This is a genomic window from Streptomyces sp. NBC_01506, from assembly GCF_045040295.1.
Lineage (GTDB): Bacteria > Actinomycetota > Actinomycetes > Streptomycetales > Streptomycetaceae > Streptomyces.
In genome coordinates, this window is the sequence record NZ_CP109422.1 from 4,895,567 (window position 1) to 4,913,267 (window position 17,701).

14 protein-coding genes are annotated in these 17,701 nt (G+C 70.7%); 10 read left to right on the forward strand and 4 right to left on the reverse strand.

All coding sequences use genetic code 11. The annotated features are described in order from the left end of the window. Positions 1-104: 104 nt before the first annotated feature. Positions 105-719 carry an HhH-GPD-type base excision DNA repair protein gene (locus OG329_RS21420; protein ID WP_405797286.1) on the reverse strand — a complete coding sequence of 205 codons (615 nt, stop codon included), beginning with the start codon at positions 717-719 and terminating at the stop codon, positions 105-107. 165 nt (positions 720-884) lie between these two features. Here OG329_RS21420 and OG329_RS21425 point away from each other — a divergent pair, with 165 nt between their 5' ends. Both OG329_RS21425 and OG329_RS21430 read left to right on the forward strand, forming a co-directional pair. Beyond that, positions 885-3,263 (forward strand): germacradienol/geosmin synthase, encoded by a 2,379-nt coding sequence (locus tag OG329_RS21425; RefSeq protein WP_405797287.1) that lies wholly within the window; start codon positions 885-887, stop codon positions 3,261-3,263. A 71-nt stretch (positions 3,264-3,334) separates the two neighbouring features. Then, a complete protein-coding gene (locus tag OG329_RS21430) occupies positions 3,335-5,665 on the forward strand; it encodes a protein kinase domain-containing protein (RefSeq protein ID WP_405797289.1) in 2,331 nt (776 codons plus the stop codon). A gap of 4 nt (positions 5,666-5,669) precedes the next feature. On the opposite strand, the gene OG329_RS21435 is transcribed toward OG329_RS21430, so the two are convergent. Further along, positions 5,670-6,887 carry an RNA polymerase sigma factor gene (locus OG329_RS21435; protein WP_405801946.1) on the reverse strand — a complete coding sequence of 406 codons (1,218 nt, stop codon included), beginning with the start codon at positions 6,885-6,887 and terminating at the stop codon, positions 5,670-5,672. Between the two features lie 186 nt (positions 6,888-7,073). Beyond that, positions 7,074-7,490: a YciI family protein gene (locus OG329_RS21440; protein ID WP_405801947.1), complete on the reverse strand. Its 417-nt coding sequence runs from the start codon at positions 7,488-7,490 to the stop codon at positions 7,074-7,076. Positions 7,491-7,760: 270 nt separating this feature from the next. Between OG329_RS21440 and OG329_RS21445 the strand changes: the two genes are divergently transcribed. Both OG329_RS21445 and OG329_RS21450 read left to right on the forward strand, forming a co-directional pair. Beyond that, positions 7,761-8,513: an SDR family oxidoreductase gene (locus OG329_RS21445; RefSeq protein ID WP_405797290.1), complete on the forward strand. Its 753-nt coding sequence runs from the start codon at positions 7,761-7,763 to the stop codon at positions 8,511-8,513. A gap of 69 nt (positions 8,514-8,582) precedes the next feature. Next, entirely contained in the window at positions 8,583-9,326 is a 744-nt protein-coding gene (locus OG329_RS21450) for a TetR/AcrR family transcriptional regulator (protein ID WP_405797292.1), read from the forward strand. 43 nt (positions 9,327-9,369) lie between these two features. Here OG329_RS21450 and OG329_RS21455 read toward each other — a convergent pair whose 3' ends face one another. After that, the gene (locus OG329_RS21455; protein ID WP_405797293.1) at positions 9,370-10,089 is read right to left on the reverse strand and encodes a hypothetical protein; all 720 of its coding nucleotides are present in this window, start codon (positions 10,087-10,089) and stop codon (positions 9,370-9,372) included. 104 nt (positions 10,090-10,193) lie between these two features. Between OG329_RS21455 and OG329_RS21460 the strand changes: the two genes are divergently transcribed. From OG329_RS21460 to OG329_RS21485, 6 genes are all read left to right on the forward strand, one after another. Then, positions 10,194-11,252: a hypothetical protein gene (locus tag OG329_RS21460; RefSeq protein ID WP_405797295.1), complete on the forward strand. Its 1,059-nt coding sequence runs from the start codon at positions 10,194-10,196 to the stop codon at positions 11,250-11,252. An 8-nt stretch (positions 11,253-11,260) separates the two neighbouring features. Then, positions 11,261-12,142 carry a hypothetical protein gene (locus OG329_RS21465; RefSeq protein WP_405797297.1) on the forward strand — a complete coding sequence of 294 codons (882 nt, stop codon included), beginning with the start codon at positions 11,261-11,263 and terminating at the stop codon, positions 12,140-12,142. Positions 12,143-12,153: 11 nt separating this feature from the next. Further along, entirely contained in the window at positions 12,154-12,672 is a 519-nt protein-coding gene (locus OG329_RS21470) for a hypothetical protein (RefSeq protein WP_405797299.1), read from the forward strand. Between the two features lie 100 nt (positions 12,673-12,772). After that, entirely contained in the window at positions 12,773-14,515 is a 1,743-nt protein-coding gene (locus OG329_RS21475) for an asparagine synthetase B family protein (RefSeq protein ID WP_405797301.1), read from the forward strand. 106 nt (positions 14,516-14,621) lie between these two features. Further along, positions 14,622-15,473, forward strand: coding sequence for a hypothetical protein (locus OG329_RS21480; protein ID WP_405797303.1), 852 nt, complete (start codon positions 14,622-14,624; stop codon positions 15,471-15,473). Further along, positions 15,470-17,701 carry a bifunctional serine/threonine-protein kinase/ABC transporter substrate-binding protein gene (locus OG329_RS21485; RefSeq protein WP_405797305.1) on the forward strand — a complete coding sequence of 744 codons (2,232 nt, stop codon included), beginning with the start codon at positions 15,470-15,472 and terminating at the stop codon, positions 17,699-17,701. Before OG329_RS21480 ends, OG329_RS21485 begins: the two co-directional genes overlap by 4 nt.

Sequence of the window (17,701 nt, forward strand, 5' to 3'; positions counted from 1 at the left end):
GAAGCTAAGGAAAGTTAGCGACCTGGGGTGTCTCAGGGGAACAGATGTGCCACAAGTCATGGTCTTCCGCCCGGTGTCGGCATCCACACTCGCCGGCCGTCCGCTCAGGTTTTCGCGTGTCCGCCGGGGCTCTCGGCCGTCTTCGCCGCCTTCGCGGCACGCTTGGCCTCCTGCTTGTGCGCGCGGACCTTGGCCAGGGTCTCGGGCCCCGTGATGTCCGCCGCCGAGCGGTACGAGCCCTCGTCGCCGTACGCGCCGGCCGCCTCGCGCCAGCCCTCGGGCCGTACGCCGTACTGCTTGCCGAGCAGCGCGAGGAAGATCTGCGACTTCTGCTTGCCGTAGCCGGGGAGTTCGGTCAGCCGCTTGAACAGTTGGGCCCCGGTGGCGGCATCTCGCCACACCCCGGACGCGTCGCCGTCGTAATGCGCGACCAGGAACTGACAGAGCTGCTGTACGCGCTTGGCCATGGAGCCCGGGTAGCGGTGCACCGCGGGCTTCTCCGAGAGCAGCGCGGCGAACGCCTCGGGGTCGTACGTGGCGATCGCGTGCGCGTCCAGATCGTCACCCCCCATGCGTACGGCGATGGTGTACGGCCCCGAGAAGGCCCACTCCATGGGCACCTGCTGGTCCAGCAGCATGCCGATCAGCGCGGCCAACGGGCTGCGGCCGAGAAGTTCGTCTGCCTCGGGCTGCTGTGCGATGCGAATCGTCGTGCTCATGGGCCGATGGTGGACCGGGAGGCTTCAAGTTTGAGGGAGGCCACGCCCTGACGGTGTGTTCATATGACTGTTTTATGGCGCGGATGGCGGTACGTGGCGAGGGGTAGAGCTGGACACGGACAACTGCCGGAATCCTCCGGGAACCTCGGGAAAGGCCGCGCACCAGTGACACAGCCCTTTGAACTGCCGGATTTCTACATGCCATATCCGGCGCGCATCAATCCGCGTCTCGAGGAGGCCAGGGAGCACTCCCGGACGTGGGCCCGGGACATGGGGATGCTGGAGGGCTCCGGCATCTGGGAGCAGAGCGATCTTGACGCGCACGACTACGCGCTGCTGTGCTCGTACACCCATCCCGACTGCACAGGGCCGCAGTTGTCGCTGGTCACCGACTGGTATGTGTGGGTCTTCTTCTTCGACGACCACTTCCTGGAGATCTTCAAGAGGACGCCGGACCGCGAGGGCGGCAAGGCGTATCTGGACCGGCTCGCGGCCTTCATGCCGTTGGATCTCGCCGAGGGGTTTCCCGAGCCGACGAATCCGGTCGAGGCGGGGCTCGCCGATCTCTGGAAGCGCACGGTCCCTTCGATGTCCCTGGACTGGCGGGCCCGATTCGCCGAGAGCACCGAGAATCTGCTCAACGAATCCCTCTGGGAACTCGCCAACATCAACGCCGGGCGGGTGTCGAATCCCGTCGAGTACATCGAGATGCGCCGCAAGGTCGGCGGGGCGCCGTGGTCGGCCGGACTCATCGAGTACGCGGCGGGGGCGGAGGTACCGGCCGAGATCGCCGAATCGCGCCCGATGCGCGTCCTGCGCGACACGTTCTCCGACGGGGTCCATCTGCGGAACGACCTCTTCTCCTACCAGCGGGAGATCGAGGAGGAGGGCGAGCTGAGCAACGGCGTGCTCGTCCTGGAGACCTTCCTGAAATGCACGACGCAGGAGGCGGCCGACGCGGTCAACGACCTGCTGACGTCGCGTCTCCACCAGTTCGAGAACACGGCGCTGACGGAGCTGGGCCCGCTGTTCGTGGAGAAGGGCATCGACCCGGTCGCGGCGGCGGGGACCCTGGCGTATGTGAAGGGCCTCCAGGACTGGCAGTCCGGCGGCCACGAGTGGCACATGCGCTCCAGCCGGTACATGAACGGGGCGAACGCGGGCGGCGGCTCGGATGTCGGCGGTGGCGCAGGGGTCGGGGCGGGGGAGACTGCGGGGCCGCTGTTCTCGCTGACCCCGGTCGGGCGCGGGACGGCGGCGTCGGACTATCTCAAGAGCCTCACCAACGGCTCCCCCGCCAGGGCGCGCAGCCACAGCCACGTTCCGTATCAGCGGGTGGGGCCCTCGATCCTGCCCGCGTTCGAGATGCCGTTCGAGGCGACGCTCAGTCCGCACCTGGAGGCGTCGCGCGAGCATGTCGTTCAGTGGGCGCACCGGATGGGCATCCTTCAGGGGCAGCCCGGCATCCCCGGTTCGGACGTGTGGGACGAGGACCGGATCCGCCGTATCGACCTGCCGCTGTGCGCCGCCGGCATCCACCCCGACGCCACCCCCGAAGGGCTCGACCTGACGTCGGACTGGCTGGCCTGGGGGACGTACGGCGACGACTTCTTCCCCGTCGTGTACGGCAACACCCGCAATCTGGCGGCGGCGAAGGTCTGCAACGAACGGCTGTCGCTGTTCATGCCGGTCGACACGCTCGTCACCCCGCCGCCGATCAGCGCGCTGGAGCGCGGCCTGGCCGACCTCTGGGTCCGTACGGCCGGCCCGATGGACGAGGCCGGCCGCCGGGCCTTCCGCGCGTCCGTCGAGGACATGACGGCGAGTTGGGTCTGGGAGCTGACCAACCAGATCCAGAACCGCGTCCCGGACCCCGTCGACTACATCGAGATGCGCCGCGCGACCTTCGGCTCCAACATGACGATGAGCCTGTGCCGTATCGGCCACGGCGACGTCGTGCCGCCGGAGATCTACCGCAGCGGTCCCATGAAGTCCCTGGAGAACGCGGCGCAGGACTACGCCTGTCTGATGAACGACCTCTTCTCGTACCAGAAAGAGATCGAGTTCGAGGGCGAGGTCCACAACGGTGTCCTCGTCGTGCAGACCTTCTTCAACTGCGACTACCCGACGGGCGTTGCCATCGTCCATGACCTGATGAACGGCCGGATGCGCCAGTTCCAGCACGTTGTGGCCAACGAACTCCCTGTCCTGTACGACGACTTCGGGCTCGATGACGAGGTGCGCAAGGTTCTGGACGGCTACGTGAAAGAGCTGGAGAACTGGCTCTCCGGCATCCTCACCTGGCACCACGGCTGCCACCGCTACAAGGAGGAGGACCTGCTCCACGACCGCGCGGGCATCACGCGCTGGCTTCCACCGACCCCGAGGGGTCCGGGCACGTCGGCGACGAGAATCCACCTTCCGTCGCCGACGTCGCCGACGTCGCCGACGTCGCCGACGTCGCCGACGTCGCCGACGTCGCCGACGTCGCCGACGTCACCGGGGGCGCTGACGGACGCGTTGACGGAGGTGCTGACACCGTGACCGCCCGCCCCGGGCTTGGGTCCGGGGCGGGGGATAGTCTCGGCTCGACGTCTGTGTGGGGGAGGGGCATCGTGCGGGGGCGGTTGCTGAGCGGGCGCTACGAGTTGGGGGAACTGCTCGGGGCCGGCGGGATGGGGGAGGTCTGGCGGGCGCGGGACCGGGAGTTGGGGCGGGAGGTCGCCGTAAAGCTGCTGCTCGGACCCGGCGGTGACGGAGACCGGGAGGAGCGGCCCGAGCGGCGGGAGCAGTTGGCGCGGTTCCGGCGGGAGGCGCGCGCCGTGGCCTCGTTGGACAGCCCGCACATCGTCGCCGTACACGATCACGGTACGGACGGCGGCAGTCCGTATCTCGTGATGGCGCTGGTGGACGGCCGTACGCTGCACGAGGTTCTCGCCGAGAGCGGGCGGGCGGCGGTGGCGGACGCGCTGGGCTGGGCCGTCGACGTGTGCCGGGGGCTGGAGGTCGCCCACGCGGCGGGCATCGTGCACCGCGACATCAAGCCGGCCAACATCATGGTCACCGGCGAGGGCGTCGCGAAGGTCGTGGACTTCGGCATCGCCAAGTACACCGAGGCGCGGTCCAGCGATCCGCAGCTCACCCAGACCGGGCAGGCGCCGTTCGGCAGTGTGCTGTACATGGCGCCGGAGCGTTTTCAGCAGCGGGACGGCGACGGGCGTACGGATCTCTACGCGCTGGGCTGCGTCCTGTACGAACTCCTCGTCGGGCGACCGCCGTTCGTGGGTCACGCGGCGGGGATCATGTACAACCACCTGAACGACGAGCCGCTGCGCCCGAGCCGTGCCCGTGCCGAACTCGGTCCCGACATGGACCGGTTGATCCTTTCGCTGATGGCCAAGGACCCCGACGACCGGCCGTCGGACGCGCGGGCGGCGCGGGAGGAACTGGAGCGGGTGCGGGGGCGGGTGCGGGTGCCGTCGCCGGGTGGGGCCGGTGATGAGCCGGAGGCCGCCGGGCTTGAAGTTGAAGGCGCGGCTGAGGTTGCTGACGTCGCGGATGAGGTTGGGGGCGCCGCTGTCGCTCTCCCCGAGCCCGAGGACGTACGTCCTGCCGCTCCCGTCGTCCCGGCTCGTCGGCCGCACGTCGTCGCGAAAGTTCCCGCCCCACCCCCGCCTCCGGCGCCCGCACGGCGCCGCCCGCGTAACGCTCTCATCGCCGCCGCCGTGGCGCTCGTCGTACTCGCCATACCGACCGGGATCGCGATCTCCTCGTCTTCGTCGTCTCCCTCCGCGTCGTCCGGCGGGCCCGCGCCGGTCGGTGGCCCCAGCTCGGCAGCGGTGGACGAGTACGTCGTCGGTGTCGCGTACGACTGGTCCCTGGACGAGCAGTACGCGCGGGAGCGCGTCGCGATCGTGGAAGCCGCGTTCAAGGACGCCGAGCGCACGTCGGGCGAGAAGGTGCCGGTGCGCGTCGTCCCGGTCAAGGACGACCGGGAGACCCCGGCGACCGAGATGCTGAAGAACTATCCGGGCATGATCGCGCTGATCGGTGACACCAGCAGCGTCGACGGTGTCGAGGCGGAACTCGACCGGATCATGGCCGCCATCGACACCTGCAAGGGAAGCTCGGGTACGGACTTCGCCTTCGGCATGATGCCGTCGGAGTTCGACATGGGCGCGCAGGAAGGGCGCTATCTGACGGGCGCGTACGACGTGAAGAAGGTGATCGTCGGCTCCGAATACCACTGGGACACCGACAGCGTCGAGTACGACCCGAACGATCGCGCGCTCGGGCACGGGCTGCGCGAGGCCGGTATCGACGCCGTCGAGTCCGCGACCTACCCGGACGGCATGGACGAGGAGGACGTCGCGCGGGACGTCGCCGACCAGCGGCCGGACACGGTCACGCTGCCCAGCTACGGGGTACGCGAGGGCTGGGTCGACGCGCTCAAGAAATCCGGGCAGTTGATGGTTGTTCAGGAGGGCTACCGGGCGTCCTGCGCCACCGAGAGGGATCACGAATACGCCGACAGCGCCGACAAGTTGGTGCCGGACGGTACGTTGCGCTTCCGGTCCTTCCACGACGAGCGGCAGCCGAAGGCGGACTGCGAGCTGTTCCCGAAGGTATGCACGAGTCCGGCCGCGCTGCGCAAGATGTTCGAGGCGCGGGGCGGGGTCGAGCTGTACGACGCGGGCCTGGTGCTCGCCGCCGGGATCGGGCAGGTCAGCAAGGCCGGGGCGCTGCCGGAGCCGGACGGGCCGGACGCGGATCCCGGTCTCGTGCGGGCCTCGCTGCGGGAGGCGGTGGACGGGGTCGATGTCGAGGGGCTGCTGGGGCGGTACCGCTTCAAGGAGCATCAGGCGCTGGGCCGGCCGGTGTGGATCGATGTCCGTGAGAAGGGCGAGTGGAAGCAACTGGGGACGGTCGGCAGTCTGACCGGCTGAGCTTTCAGGCGCGGTCACGCAGGCGGGCCGCTCGCATCATCAGGTAGCGGGTCTCCGGCACGCTGAGCGTGCGGCCGGCCGCCAACTGGTAGGCGGCCAGGGCCTCTTCCGTATCGCCCGCCTTCTCCAGCAGATGGGCCCGCACCGCGTCGAGCCGGTGGTTGCCCGCCAACTCCTCCTCAAGACCCTTGAGTTCGGCCAGTCCGGCCTCCGGGCCGCGCGCCATCGCGATGGCCACCGCCCTGCTCAGCTCGGCCATCGGCTCGGGCCCGGGAGCCCGGCGTACCAACTCGTCGTACAGAGCCACGATCTGGAGCCAGTCGGTCTCCTCGGCGCTCGGCGCCTCGTCGTGCAGCGCGGCGACCGCCGCCTGCAACTGGTAGCCACCGGCGGGTCCTTGGGCCAGCGACTCCTCGACCAGCGCCGTACCCTCGGCGATCGCGGCGCGGTCCCAGCGGGTGCGGTCCTGCTCGTCCAGCGGAACGAGTTCGCCGTGCGGTCCCGTGCGCGCCGCGCTCCGCGCCTCCGTGAGCAGCATCAGCGCGAGGAGGCCGGTCACCGCGCCGTCCGTCGGCAGCAGCCGCCGTACCGCCCGGGTCAGCCGGATCGCCTCCTGCGCGAGATCCGCGCGGTGCAACTCGCTGCCGGAGGTCGCCGTATGGCCCTCGTTGAAGATCAGATAGAGCACCTGGAGCACGGTGGCGAGCCGGCGGTCGCGGTCGTCGGGGCCCGGCTGCCGGAAGGGCACGCCCTTGATCTTCTGCTTCGCCCTGCTGATGCGCTGCGCCATCGTCGACTCGGACACCAGATGCGCGCGGGCGATCTCGGCGGTGGTCAGACCGCCCACGGCGCGCAGGGTCAGTGCGGTACGGGCGGCGGCGGGCAGTTCGGGATGGCAGCAGAGGAAGAGAAGGGTGAGGGTGTCGTCCTGCGAGGGGGCGCGGCTCTCGCCGGGCGGCGGCGCGGTGAGGCCGTCCCGGGGTGTCAGTGCGGCGGCGCTCTCCTCGCGTCTGCGCCGGGCCTCCTCGCTGCGGAGCTGGTCCACGAGCCGGCGGGAGGCGATCTTGATCAGCCAGCCGCGGGGGTTGTCGGGCAGCCCGGTGGCCGGCCACTGCTGGGCGGCGGCGATGAGGGCTTCCTGGACGGCGTCCTCGGCGAGGTCGAAGTGGCCGTAGCGGCGGACGAGCGCGCCGAGGACCTGCGGCGCGTTCAGGCGCAGCAGGTCCTCGGTCGCGGTGGGGCCGGTCGGTGGGCCCGTGCCGCTGTCGGTGCCGTTGTTCGTGGCCTCGGTCGTGCTGTTGTCCGTGCCGTTGTCCGTGCCGTTGTTCGTGCCGTTGTCTGTGCTGTTGTCCGTGCCGTCGTTCACACCGCGTATTACACCTCGTCGGAACGAGGCGTGCACGGTGGCTCAGGCGTCGACGTCCGGGCCCTCCTGGATGGGCCGGATGACGACCGGGTGGACCGGGACGCCCTCGGGCTGCGGGCATGCCGCGACGCGCGCGGCGATCTCGGTGACCCGCTCCAGGCTCGCGCAGTCGAGGACCCAGTAGCCGGCCAGCAGCTCCTTCGTCTCGCCGTACGGACCGTCCGTGATCACCGGCTTGCCGTCCTTGTCCACGCCGACGTGGCGGGTCTGCGAGGGCGCGCTCAGACCGTTCGCGCTGACCAGCTCACCCGACTCGGCGAGATCGTTGTTGATCTCCCCCATGAAGGCGAACATCGCCTGGATGTCCTTCTCGTTCCAGGTCGCGCCGTGCTCGTTCGCCTTGCCGGTCATCGCGTCGTAGTCGGCCTGCGAACCCTGGACCATCATCAGATACTTCATGATGTCGCTCACTCCCTGTGTCCTGCTGTCTGCTGTCGCCCCTGCTGGGCAACTCTCACAGGGGACGTCGGAGCCGATGACGGCTTCTCGACAGCTCTCGGGATTTTTCTTCGAATCACTCTGTCGGCCCCGGGGAGCGGGGGTGTGGCGGTGGTCTTGGCGTGGAGCGTAGCGATGTTACGGAAGAGGGTAGCGTCGCTACGTCGACTGTGTTAGCGTTGTTGTTGTCGGAAGGTGAAGACCGCTATCCAGGTTCAAGGGGGCAGTGTCATGAGCGAGCAGCCGAGCCCGGCGCGTCGAGTGGCGATCGTCACTGGCGGGTCCCGCGGGATAGGCCGGGAGAGCGCGGAGCGCCTGGCGGCGGACGGACACGCGGTCGTCGTCAACTACGCGGGAAATCAGGCCGAGGCGGAGGCGACGGTGGCCGCCATCACCGACGCGGGCGGCAGAGCCATGGCCTTCCGCGCCGATGTGGCCGACGAGGTCGCGGTATCGGCTCTGTTCGACGCGGCGGAGGAGGCATTCGGCGGCGGCGGTGTCGATGTTCTCGTGCACGCGGCGGGTGTCATGTCGACCGCGCCGCTGGTCGACACCGAGTTGGACGCGCTGGACCGTATGCACCGCACCAACATCCGCGGGACGTTCGTGGTCGACCAGCAGGCCGCGCGCCGGCTGCGCGGCGGCGGGGCGATCATCAACTTCTCCAGCTCGGTGCTGGGCCTGTCCTTCCCGGGATATACGGCGTACGCGGCCAGCAAGGGTGCCGTCGAGGCGATGACGCTGATCCTGGCCAGGGAGTTGCGCGGACGGGACATCACCGTCAACGCGGTGGCGCCCGGACCGACCGCCACCGCCCTGTTCCTGGACGGCAAGGACGAGGAGACCGTTTCGAAGCTGGCCGCCCAGGCGCCGCTGGAGCGGCTCGGGCGTCCGGAGGACATAGCCGAGGTCGTCTCCTTCCTGGCCGGACCGGCGCGCTGGGTCAACGGTCAGGTGCTGCGTGCCAACGGCGGCATCGTCTGAAGGCGTCGTCTGAACGAGAGTCCTGTCATGCGTAACAGCGCTACGGAGCACTTGATACGGTCGTCCGCCATGAGCACACGAGCGCGGATCCTGGAAGTCGCGGCCCGGCTGGTCGCCGAGTCGCCCAACGGTGACGTCTCCACGCGGGCCGTGTGCGATGCCGCGCAGGTGGGTGCCCCTGCGCTCTACCGGTACTTCGGGGACAAGGAAGGGCTGTTGTCCGCCGTCGTGGACTACGGCTTCGACAGATATCTGGAGACGAAGCGGCAGCGCGCCGCGGAGGACGGGGAGGACGACCCGATAGAGGATCTGCGCAAGGGCTGGGACAGCCATGTGGAGTTCGCGCTGGACAACCCGAATCTGTACCGGCTGATGTACTCCCCCGCCATGCGTACGCCGCCGGCGGCGGCCCTGGAGTCGCACGAGATCCTTACCAGGGATCTGCGACGGGCGGCGGCGGACGGCAAGTTGCGGCTGGCGCCCGAGGCCGCCGCGCAGGTCGTCATGTCGGCCAACGTGGGAGTGGCGCTGATGCTCGTCGCCCGTCCCTCGACCTTCACCGACAGGGACACCTCCCGGCGCGTCCGTGACTCCGTGCACGCCACCGTCTTCACCCCGGAAGTGATGGCGCGGAGCGGGCCGCGAGCCACGGCCAGGACCCAACTGCCGGCGGCGGCAGCTCAGTTGAACGTCCTGCTGGGGCGGTCGGCGGAGTCGGGGCTCAGCACCGCGGAGGTGGCGCTGATGACGGAGTGGCTGCGCCGGCTCTCCACGACCTCCACGACCACCACGACCTCCGAGGACGGCGAGTAGCCGCTCCCCCTCCGCGCTCAGGGGCACGGCGTGAGCCGTCCCGTCAGGTGGGCAGATCCGCGCAGGTGTCCGAAACGGGGAGTTCGTCCGCGAGGAATACCGTCTGGGCCATCATCTTGAATCCGGACATCTTTTCGCGGAACGTCTCCACGGACTCCTCGGGGTGCACCGAATCGATCACGGCGTGCTCGCCGACGGCGTTGAACTGGTGGCTCACCCCGCGCGGGATCTGCATGTCCACGAACGAGCAGGGCGGCACGACCAGGTTGTACCGCGTCCGCACCACACCCGGTGGGGTGTCGGGCAGCGTGTCCTCGAAGGACCGCAAGGTGAAGGAAGTTACTCCGGCGACACCGGTGATCTCGAACGGGGAGAGGCTGCTCACCCGGATCCGTGTCTCCGGGCCTGTCATCATCCGTACGAATCGCAGACCGGTGTGCATATGCATACGAGAACAGACGCCACGTTCCTGAACATTGTAGAAATCCATCAGATAGCGATCGGCGAAGAAGTCGTCGAAGGGCGCTTCGAGCATATAGACATCGCCCTCCTCGAAAGTCTGGAAGCGCGTTATCCCGTCGCCGTCCGGCGTCGTGGCCCGTTCGCTTCTCTTCGCGTCCCTCACCACCTTGGTGAAGGCGTTCACCACGGCCAGGGCGATGTCTTCGGGGAGTTGGAGGACGGGCGTGACGACATTTCTCGCCGCGTCCGTGAATTCGGCGACGTCGTGGACCTCGTTCTCCGCGTTCGCCTCGCGTTTCATTCTTGTACGGGAATTGGACATGTGAATCAAGCTCCGTCGTCTAGGATCTGTCCGGTCGACATAACGAAACCACGTGCTTGTCGGGGCAGTTGGAGGGGGCCGCCGTGATCTGCCCGCACTGTCAGAAGAACCTGCGCCACCGAGAGCGAGGGGGCAGGACCTGCTCGTCCTGCAAGCGCGTCTTCGCGCTCGAGCCGAAGGACAACACGCTCCGCCTGCACGACGTCCGGATGCGCAAGCTCATCGAGAAGCTCGGCAACGGCGAGGGCCTGCGCTACACACCCACCCAGCTCTGGTACGCCGCCGCGCGCAACCGGCTGTCCACCGGAGACGTGCCGCCCGGATGCACCGCCGCCCTTCTCGTCGTGGTGACGGTTTTCCTCGTGGTGCTGATCAGTGGTATCTCCGAGTTCGACCCGGACGTGGTGGGGCCCACCGTCGGGGTGGCGGGGGCCTTCCTGGTGCTGTCTCTCCTGCTGGTGGCGCGCAGTTCGCGGCGCGCGAAGCGGACCGGCACCGTTGAGGTGCCGATGTCGCTCGACATCTTCCTGAGCGCGATCATCGACCGCTGGGTCGCCGTCCACGGCGGGCCGCCGGCCGGGCTGACGCGTGAGGGACGCACCCAGTACCCCGTGATACCCGGCGGCGGGGGGCCGGGGCCGGGGCTGGCGCTGATCTGCCCAGACCGCACCGTGCTGGCCTGCCTCGCGCTGAACGGCGCGCACAAGACGCACTCGCTCGCGCTGGCGCAGTCGGTCGACCAACTCCAGCACATACCCGGTGCGGCGGGACTGGTGGGGATAGTCATGCACGACGCCAGTCCGGCGGGGCTCGCCTTCGCGTCCGCCGCCAGGGCCGCGCTCGGTGAGCGGGTGGTGGTCGCCGGGATGCTGCCGCGCACCGTGATGGACAAGGACAACGCCGTACGGCTGCGGAAGCCGCTCGGCCCCGGGGACCTGGACGCCATCCGTACGTCGTCCGGGCTGACGGCCGCGGAGGCCGACTGGCTGGCCCGTGGCTGGTGGTCCCCGCTCGCGGCCGTACCGCCGGCGAAGCTGCTGGCCGTGGTCGCGCGGGCGGTGGACCGGGCGGAGGGGTTGGCCGACCCCGACCGGGGCCGCGCGCAGCAGGTCGGGTTCCTCACCTGGCCGACGGCGTCATGAGGGACGCGATGCTTGACCGCGTCCTGCGGACGGCGGCGGCGAGGGCCGCCGCACCGGGTCAACTGCGCTTCACCGAACGGCAGTTGTACTACGAGGTGTGCCGGGTGCTGGCGCCTTGGCACCGGGCGCCCCGGCGTACGCAGTTCACCGCGGCCCCCGCGCTGACGTACGACGCCTACCGTGACGTGCTGTGGCGTCACGGTCCCGGCTCGGTGGACGGTCTCCTGCCGCCCGTCGTGCCCAAGCCCCGGCGGACGGCCGGACGGCACACCCCGGAGCCCGACCTGTTCGACTACGGTCTGCCGAGGCTGCTGGTGTGCGAGTCCGACGACATTGCCGCCATGCTGCGGGCCAACGGGGTGCCGACGGAGTCGGCGTGCCCGGTGTACGGGGCCTCCGAACTTCCCCTCGACCAGGGCGTGTTGAGGATGCTCGCGCTGGCGGAGCAGGCGACGGTCTATCTCCTGCACGACGCGAGCGCGCGGGGGCTCACCTTCCCCGCCCGGTTCGTCCGGTCCGCCGGCATACCGGACGGAGTGCGGGTCGTCCCGCTGGGGCTGCGGCCCCGGCAGGCGGGGGCGCTGCATCTGGTGCACGGCCGTGGTCCGGCGTACGCGGCCGTTCCGGCCACCCTTCCCGCCCCCGGTGCCGCGGGTGCGGGTGCCGGTGCCGGTGCTGGCGCCGGTGCGGGTGTTGCCGGGGTCGCGCTCAGTCGCTGGGAGCGCGACTGGCTGCGGCGCGGCAGGTTCGTGGAGGTCGCTGCCGTGAACCCGGCGTCACTGCTCCGTACGGTGCACCGTCTCGTACGGGAAGTGCGCACGCCGCGCTCGCAGTTGACCGAGCTTCGGCAGGTACGCCGAGCGGGTTTCCTGAGTTGGCCCACCGCATGAGAGGAACCGCAGTGCCGCAGCAGCCGCATAGGCGGGAGATCACCTACACCGACGAACTGCTCGCCGACCGCACGGTCCACCGGCGTTACTCGGACGGCGGCCAGGAGTGGCGCAGCGCGGTCGAAGGCGGGAGCCGTCGCGTCGTGCGGTGGCGGGACGAGCGCGGTGGCTCGGGCAGCGACGAGTTGCTGGGGCGGCGGATCGTCAAGCGCGTGTACGACAACGGGCGCCGGGCGCTGTACGGCAGGGAGGCCGGTTACGGCCGGACGCTGTGGAGCGACGGGGTGCTGACGGTGAACCGGACGTCGTTCGGCGGCAAGCTGGGCACCGTCCTGGGCGCGGTCACCGCCGGTGCCGTCATCGGCGGGCTGGCCATGCCACCCGCCTTCCTCTCCCCGGAAGAGGAGGAGGAACTGCGCAGGCAGGCCGAGGCGAGCGCGTCGGGCGGGGGCGGTGACGCGGGCGGGGGCGACGTCGGCTACGGCGGCTGGGGCGACGGGTCCGGCGATACCGACGACGACTTCGGCTGAGCGGAATTGGGTTGGAGCGGGTCGGACCGGGGTGGAGTAAGCCGGTCCAACCGGCCTTGAGAACAGCGGAGTTGAGAGAGATACAGAGAGAGGGGGCGCCATGTCCCGCTGGTGTGCGTGTCTGACCGCCGACGATCCGGCCGGGCAGGTGGCGGCCATGGGTGGCCGCCCTGTGCCGGCGCGGGCAGGGCGGCGTCACGCGCTGGGCCTGCTTGATGGTCCGGGCACCGCCGCCGGGCCGTACCGGGTGGGCGACGTGTACGCGATAGGCGAGGTGACGCTCCACAACGCGCCCGAACTCCGCGCCCGGCTCGGTACGGACCCCGTCCCCCGTGACTGCTCGGACGGGGAACTGCTCCTGCGCGCCTACGTCAGGTTCGGTGCCGCCGGACTGGCTGCCGCCGACGGGATGTTCGCCCTCGCCATCGCCGAGCGCGACGAACTCGTCCTCGTACGCGACCACATGGGCGCCCGCACCCTCTTCCACGCCCGCGCCGGCACGGGCGACCGCGCAGCCTGGGCGGCGTCCACCTCCCTGCGGGCCCTCCAGCGCTGGCCCGCGCTGGCGACCGGCCTGCATCTGCCCGCCGTCCGGTCGTTCCTCACCTTCGCGTATCTCCCGGGCAGGGAGACCCTGTTGCGCGGGATTCACGAGGTGCTGCCGGGGCGGTGCGTACGGCTGAGGCCCGACGGTTCCACGGTGGAGGAGACGTACTGGGAGCCGGCCGAGGCGATCGACGAGCGCCCGGCCGCCGAACACGCCCGTGAGTTGAGGGAGTTGCTGGAGTCCGCGACCGCACGGCGGCTGCCGGTCGCCGAGCCGGTCGGCGTACTGCTCTCCGGCGGTGTGGACAGCAGCCTGGTCACCGCGCTCGCCGCCAAGCTGCACGACCAGGCCGTCAGGTCGTACTCGATCAGCTTCGGCGCCGACGCCCCCAACGAACTCGCCTACTCCGGACTGGTCGCCGCCCACTGCCACACCGAACACCGGGTCCTCACCGTGCCCGGCGAGGCGGTCGCGGCACAACTGCCGCAGACCGTGGCGCTGTTGGACAGCCCGGTCGGCGATCCGCTCACCGTGCCGAACCTGATGCTCGCCGAGGCCGTCGCGGCGGACGGCATGAGCGTGGTGCTCAACGGCGAGGGCGGCGACCCGGTGTTCGGCGGCCCCAAGAATCTGCCGATGCTCATCCACGAACTGCACCGCGACGAGCCGGGCGTGGACTCCAGGGCGCGGGCCTACGTCGACTCGTACCGCAAGTGCCACTCCGATCTGCCGGTTCTGCTGACGCCCGGTGTCCTCGCCGAACTGGACCAGGCGCCGCCCGTGACGGAGCTGCTGGCGCCGTATCTGGCGCAGGGCCGGATGACGAGCCTGCTCAACCAACTGCTGCACACCAACCTGCGGACCAAGGGCGCCCACCACATCCTCACCAAGGTGGAGCGCATCACCGCGTCCCAGGGGCTGGAAGGCCGGGCCCCGCTGTTCGACCGCGCGGTCGTGGACCACGCCTTCCGGGTGCCGCCCCGGCTCAAGCTCGCCGGTACGAGCGAGAAGTGGATCCTCAAGGAGGCGGTACGGGACCTGCTGCCGCCGACGATCGTGGACCGGCCCAAGAGCGGGATGCGGGTCCCGGTCCAGCAGTGGCTGGACGGACCCCTGCGCGAGCTGGGCCACGACCTGCTGCTCGGCAGCTCGGCGCGCGCCCGGGGCCTGTTCCGCGAGGACACGATCCGCTCGTGGCTGCGGAGGGAAGGGACGCTGCTGCCGCGCCAGGGAGGCAAGTTGTGGCTGGTCCTCACGCTGGAGCTGTGGCTGCGTTCGTTCGAGGTCGGGGCCTGAGGGTGAGGGTCTTCTGAGGAGAACTGGGCCGTGGCCGCCGTGCGTCCCACTCGATACGCTCGGGGTGAATGGAGGGCCACAAGTGGGGTGTGCGGCAGGGGAGTTCATGGTGCGTGGCGGGTCCGATCGGTGGCGGCGCGGTGCGGCCGTCGCTCTCGTGGTGGGGGTGCTGCTGGCGGGGTGTTCCGGCAGCGGTGACGCCTCCGACACGGGCGCGAAGACCCCCTCCACGAAGGGCGCGTCGACCGAGCCGGGCGCCGAAGCCAAGGGCGACGGAGGGCCCGCGCCGAGTCCGTCGGCGTCGGTCACCACCGGGCTGGACTGGACGCCCGACGACAGCAAGCGGCCCCGGACCCGCACCCAGGCCCTGCGGCTGGCCCGCAACGTCGCCGCCGAGCCCAGCCGATGGGGGAGCGGCTACGTGAAGCGGAGCCCGTACGAGAGCGACCCCGACTTCCTGGCCGTCCTCGACGGGGACTGTGTCTGGCAGCGCGAACCGCTCCCGCCCTCCGTACTGACCAGCTTCACCCGCTACAGCGAACTGCCCGCGAAGGGCGGAAAGGGCCCCATCCGGATGGCCGCCACCGTCGTCGTGCACCGCGAAGTGGCCGACGCCGAGTGGGAGATGGCGCGCACGCTCGAAGAGGCGCTGCGCTGCCCCGAACAGCGGCTCAGCGGCAGCGAGCGCATCACCGGACTGCTGTCGGCCGGCCTGCCGTTCGGCGTCGGCAACTTCGCCAGCGACGACGTGATCTCCGAGCACGGCGAGTACCACAGCGACCAACTCGGCGGCCCCCACTACTACATATGGGGCCAGAACCGGCTCGGTCAGGTCACGGTCTCGGTGGTCGGCAAGGGCTCCGAGGGCCGGACCCGGGAAGAGATCGACACCGCCGTCTTCGAGGGAACGGGCGCCATGCTCGTCGACATCCAGACGGAACTGGAGGCGGCGGAATGAGCGAGCCCCTGCTCCCCACCGACCCCGCCTCGATCGGCGGCCACCGCCTGCTGGCCCGCCTCGGCGCCGGCGGCATGGGCGTGGTCTATCTGGGCCGTACGGAGGCGGGGGCGCTGGCCGCCGTCAAGGTCATCCAGGCCGAGTACGCGGACGATCCCGGCTTCCGCGCCCGCTTCCGCCGCGAGGTCGACCTGGCGCGCCGGGTGTCGAGCCCGTGGGCGGTGCCGGTCACCGGCGCGGCGCCGGACGCGGCGGAGCCCTGGCTGGCCACCGCCTTCGTGCCCGGCCCGTCGCTCGGCGAGGCGGTCACCCGGCACGGGCCGCTGCCCGCGCGCAGCGCGCGGGCGCTGGCCCGGATGCTCGCCGGGGCGCTGGGCGCGGTCCACCAAGCGGGTCTGGTGCACCGTGACGTCAAGCCGGGCAACGTCCTGCTCGCCGTGGACGGCCCGCGTCTGATCGACTTCGGCATCGCCCGCGCGACCGACGAGACCGCGCTCACCTCCCCCGGCATCGTCGTCGGCACGCCCGGTTACCTCGCGCCCGAGCAGGCCGAGGCGCGGGGCGCCGAGGTGGGGCCGGCGAGCGACGTGTTCTCGCTGGGCTGTCTGCTCGCGTACGCGCTGACGGGACGGCCACCGTTCGGCGGCGGTTCGGCGGACGCGCTGCTCTACCGCACGGTCCACGACGACCCGGACATCGACGGGGCGTGGGGGGACGACGACCCCGAGCTGCGCCGGTTCCTGCTCGCCTGTCTGGCGAAGGACCCGGCGGAGCGGCCCACGACCGAGCGGATCGGCGCGGAGCTTGTCGAGGACGCCGTCCCCGCAGGTGCCCCGGCCGACTGGCTGCCCGAGGACGTCGTACGGGGCATCGCCGACCACGCGGCGCGGATGCTGGCGCTGCCGGACATCGAGCCGACCGTGGCGGGGGAGGCGGGGGCGGGCGATGACGGTGATCGTCAATCACCTTCCCGGCGGCGCCTGTTGGTCCTCTCCGGTGCCGCGCTGTTCGCCGTCGCGGGCGGCGGCGGGGCCTGGGCCGTCCTGCGGGGCGACGACTCCCGTACGGACGGTACGGACGGTACGGACGAGGAGTCCGGCCCGCGCTGGGCCATCGGCATCCAGGCCGACCTCTCCGGCGCGGGCAGGGCGGCGGGCCGGGCACAGGAGCAGGGCGCGCGGCTGGCGATCGAGCAGTACAACGCCCGTAAGCCGGGCAAGGACGCGACGGGCGGGCCGGACTGGCCCTTCCGACTCGCGCTCAGGACCGCCGACGACGGCGGCAGCGCCCAACGGGCCCCGGCCGCCGCCAAGAAGCTGATCGAGGACCCCGACGTACTCGCCGTGCTCGGCCCCACCACCGACACGACGGCGGAACAGGTCGTCGGCGCGTACGACGAGAGCCTGCTGCCGCTGCTGACCCTCTCGGCCGGCGGAATGATGATGACGTCGAACAAGCCCCGATCCCTCGTGCTCTGCCGGCCGGGCGACGCCGCGCTGTCCGTCCCGATCGCCGTCCACCTCGCCCAACAGGCCGCGAAGGACAAGGAGATGGGCCGACCGGGACTGCTCCAGGACCGTACGGCGCAGACGTACGCCTGGGAGTCCGCCACGATCACCTCGCTCCTGCTGCGCCAGTCCGGCATGCCGGCGTACCCCCGTGTGATCCCGGCGAACGTCGAGGACATGAAGCCCGTCGTCACCGACATCCTGAAAGCCGGTACGGGCTCCTTCGTCTACGCCGGCTACGCGCCGGGCGCGGCGAAGGTGGCGCGCGAGCTGGCGGCGGCCGGATTCGACGGGCCGCGACTGGCGTCGCAGGCCGTGCTCGACCCGCGGTTCCTGGAGCTGGCGGGCGACGCGGCCGAAGGCTGGCTGCTGACCTCGTCCTTCGTCTCCGCCGCCGACACCCCGAAGGCGGCGGACTTCAGCGCCGCGTTCCGCGAGCGCTTCGGGGGCCCGCCGCCGTACTACGCGGCCGAGGCGTACGACAGCGTGAATCTCGTGATCCGAGAGCTGGTGAAGGGGACGAAGAGTGTGAAGGGCGTGCGGACGCCGCCGAAGCGGGCGGAGTTGGTGGGTCTGCTGCGCAGGAGCACCTACGCGGGGATCACGAAGACGTACGCGTTCGATGCGGAGGAAGGGACCTTCGCCGGTCAGGGCGTGTTCCTGTACGAGGTCAAGGACGGGGCGTTCCGCTTCCTGGGCCCTGCCCCCACCGGGGCGTAA

What these genes read in the sequence shown, in the direction of transcription:
- OG329_RS21420 (WP_405797286.1), bottom strand. Translation starts at nt 719, where the DNA reads ATGAGCACGACGATTCGCATCGCACAGCAGCCCGAGGCAGACGAACTT.
- OG329_RS21440 (WP_405801947.1), bottom strand. Translation starts at nt 7,490, where the DNA reads ATGAAGTATCTGATGATGGTCCAGGGTTCGCAGGCCGACTACGACGCG.
- OG329_RS21445 (WP_405797290.1), top strand. Translation starts at nt 7,761, where the DNA reads ATGAGCGAGCAGCCGAGCCCGGCGCGTCGAGTGGCGATCGTCACTGGC.
- OG329_RS21450 (WP_405797292.1), top strand. Translation starts at nt 8,583, where the DNA reads ATGAGCACACGAGCGCGGATCCTGGAAGTCGCGGCCCGGCTGGTCGCC.
- OG329_RS21455 (WP_405797293.1), bottom strand. Translation starts at nt 10,089, where the DNA reads ATGAAACGCGAGGCGAACGCGGAGAACGAGGTCCACGACGTCGCCGAA.
- OG329_RS21465 (WP_405797297.1), top strand. Translation starts at nt 11,261, where the DNA reads ATGCTTGACCGCGTCCTGCGGACGGCGGCGGCGAGGGCCGCCGCACCG.
- OG329_RS21475 (WP_405797301.1), top strand. Translation starts at nt 12,773, where the DNA reads ATGTCCCGCTGGTGTGCGTGTCTGACCGCCGACGATCCGGCCGGGCAG.
- OG329_RS21480 (WP_405797303.1), top strand. Translation starts at nt 14,622, where the DNA reads ATGGTGCGTGGCGGGTCCGATCGGTGGCGGCGCGGTGCGGCCGTCGCT.
- OG329_RS21485 (WP_405797305.1), top strand. Translation starts at nt 15,470, where the DNA reads ATGAGCGAGCCCCTGCTCCCCACCGACCCCGCCTCGATCGGCGGCCAC.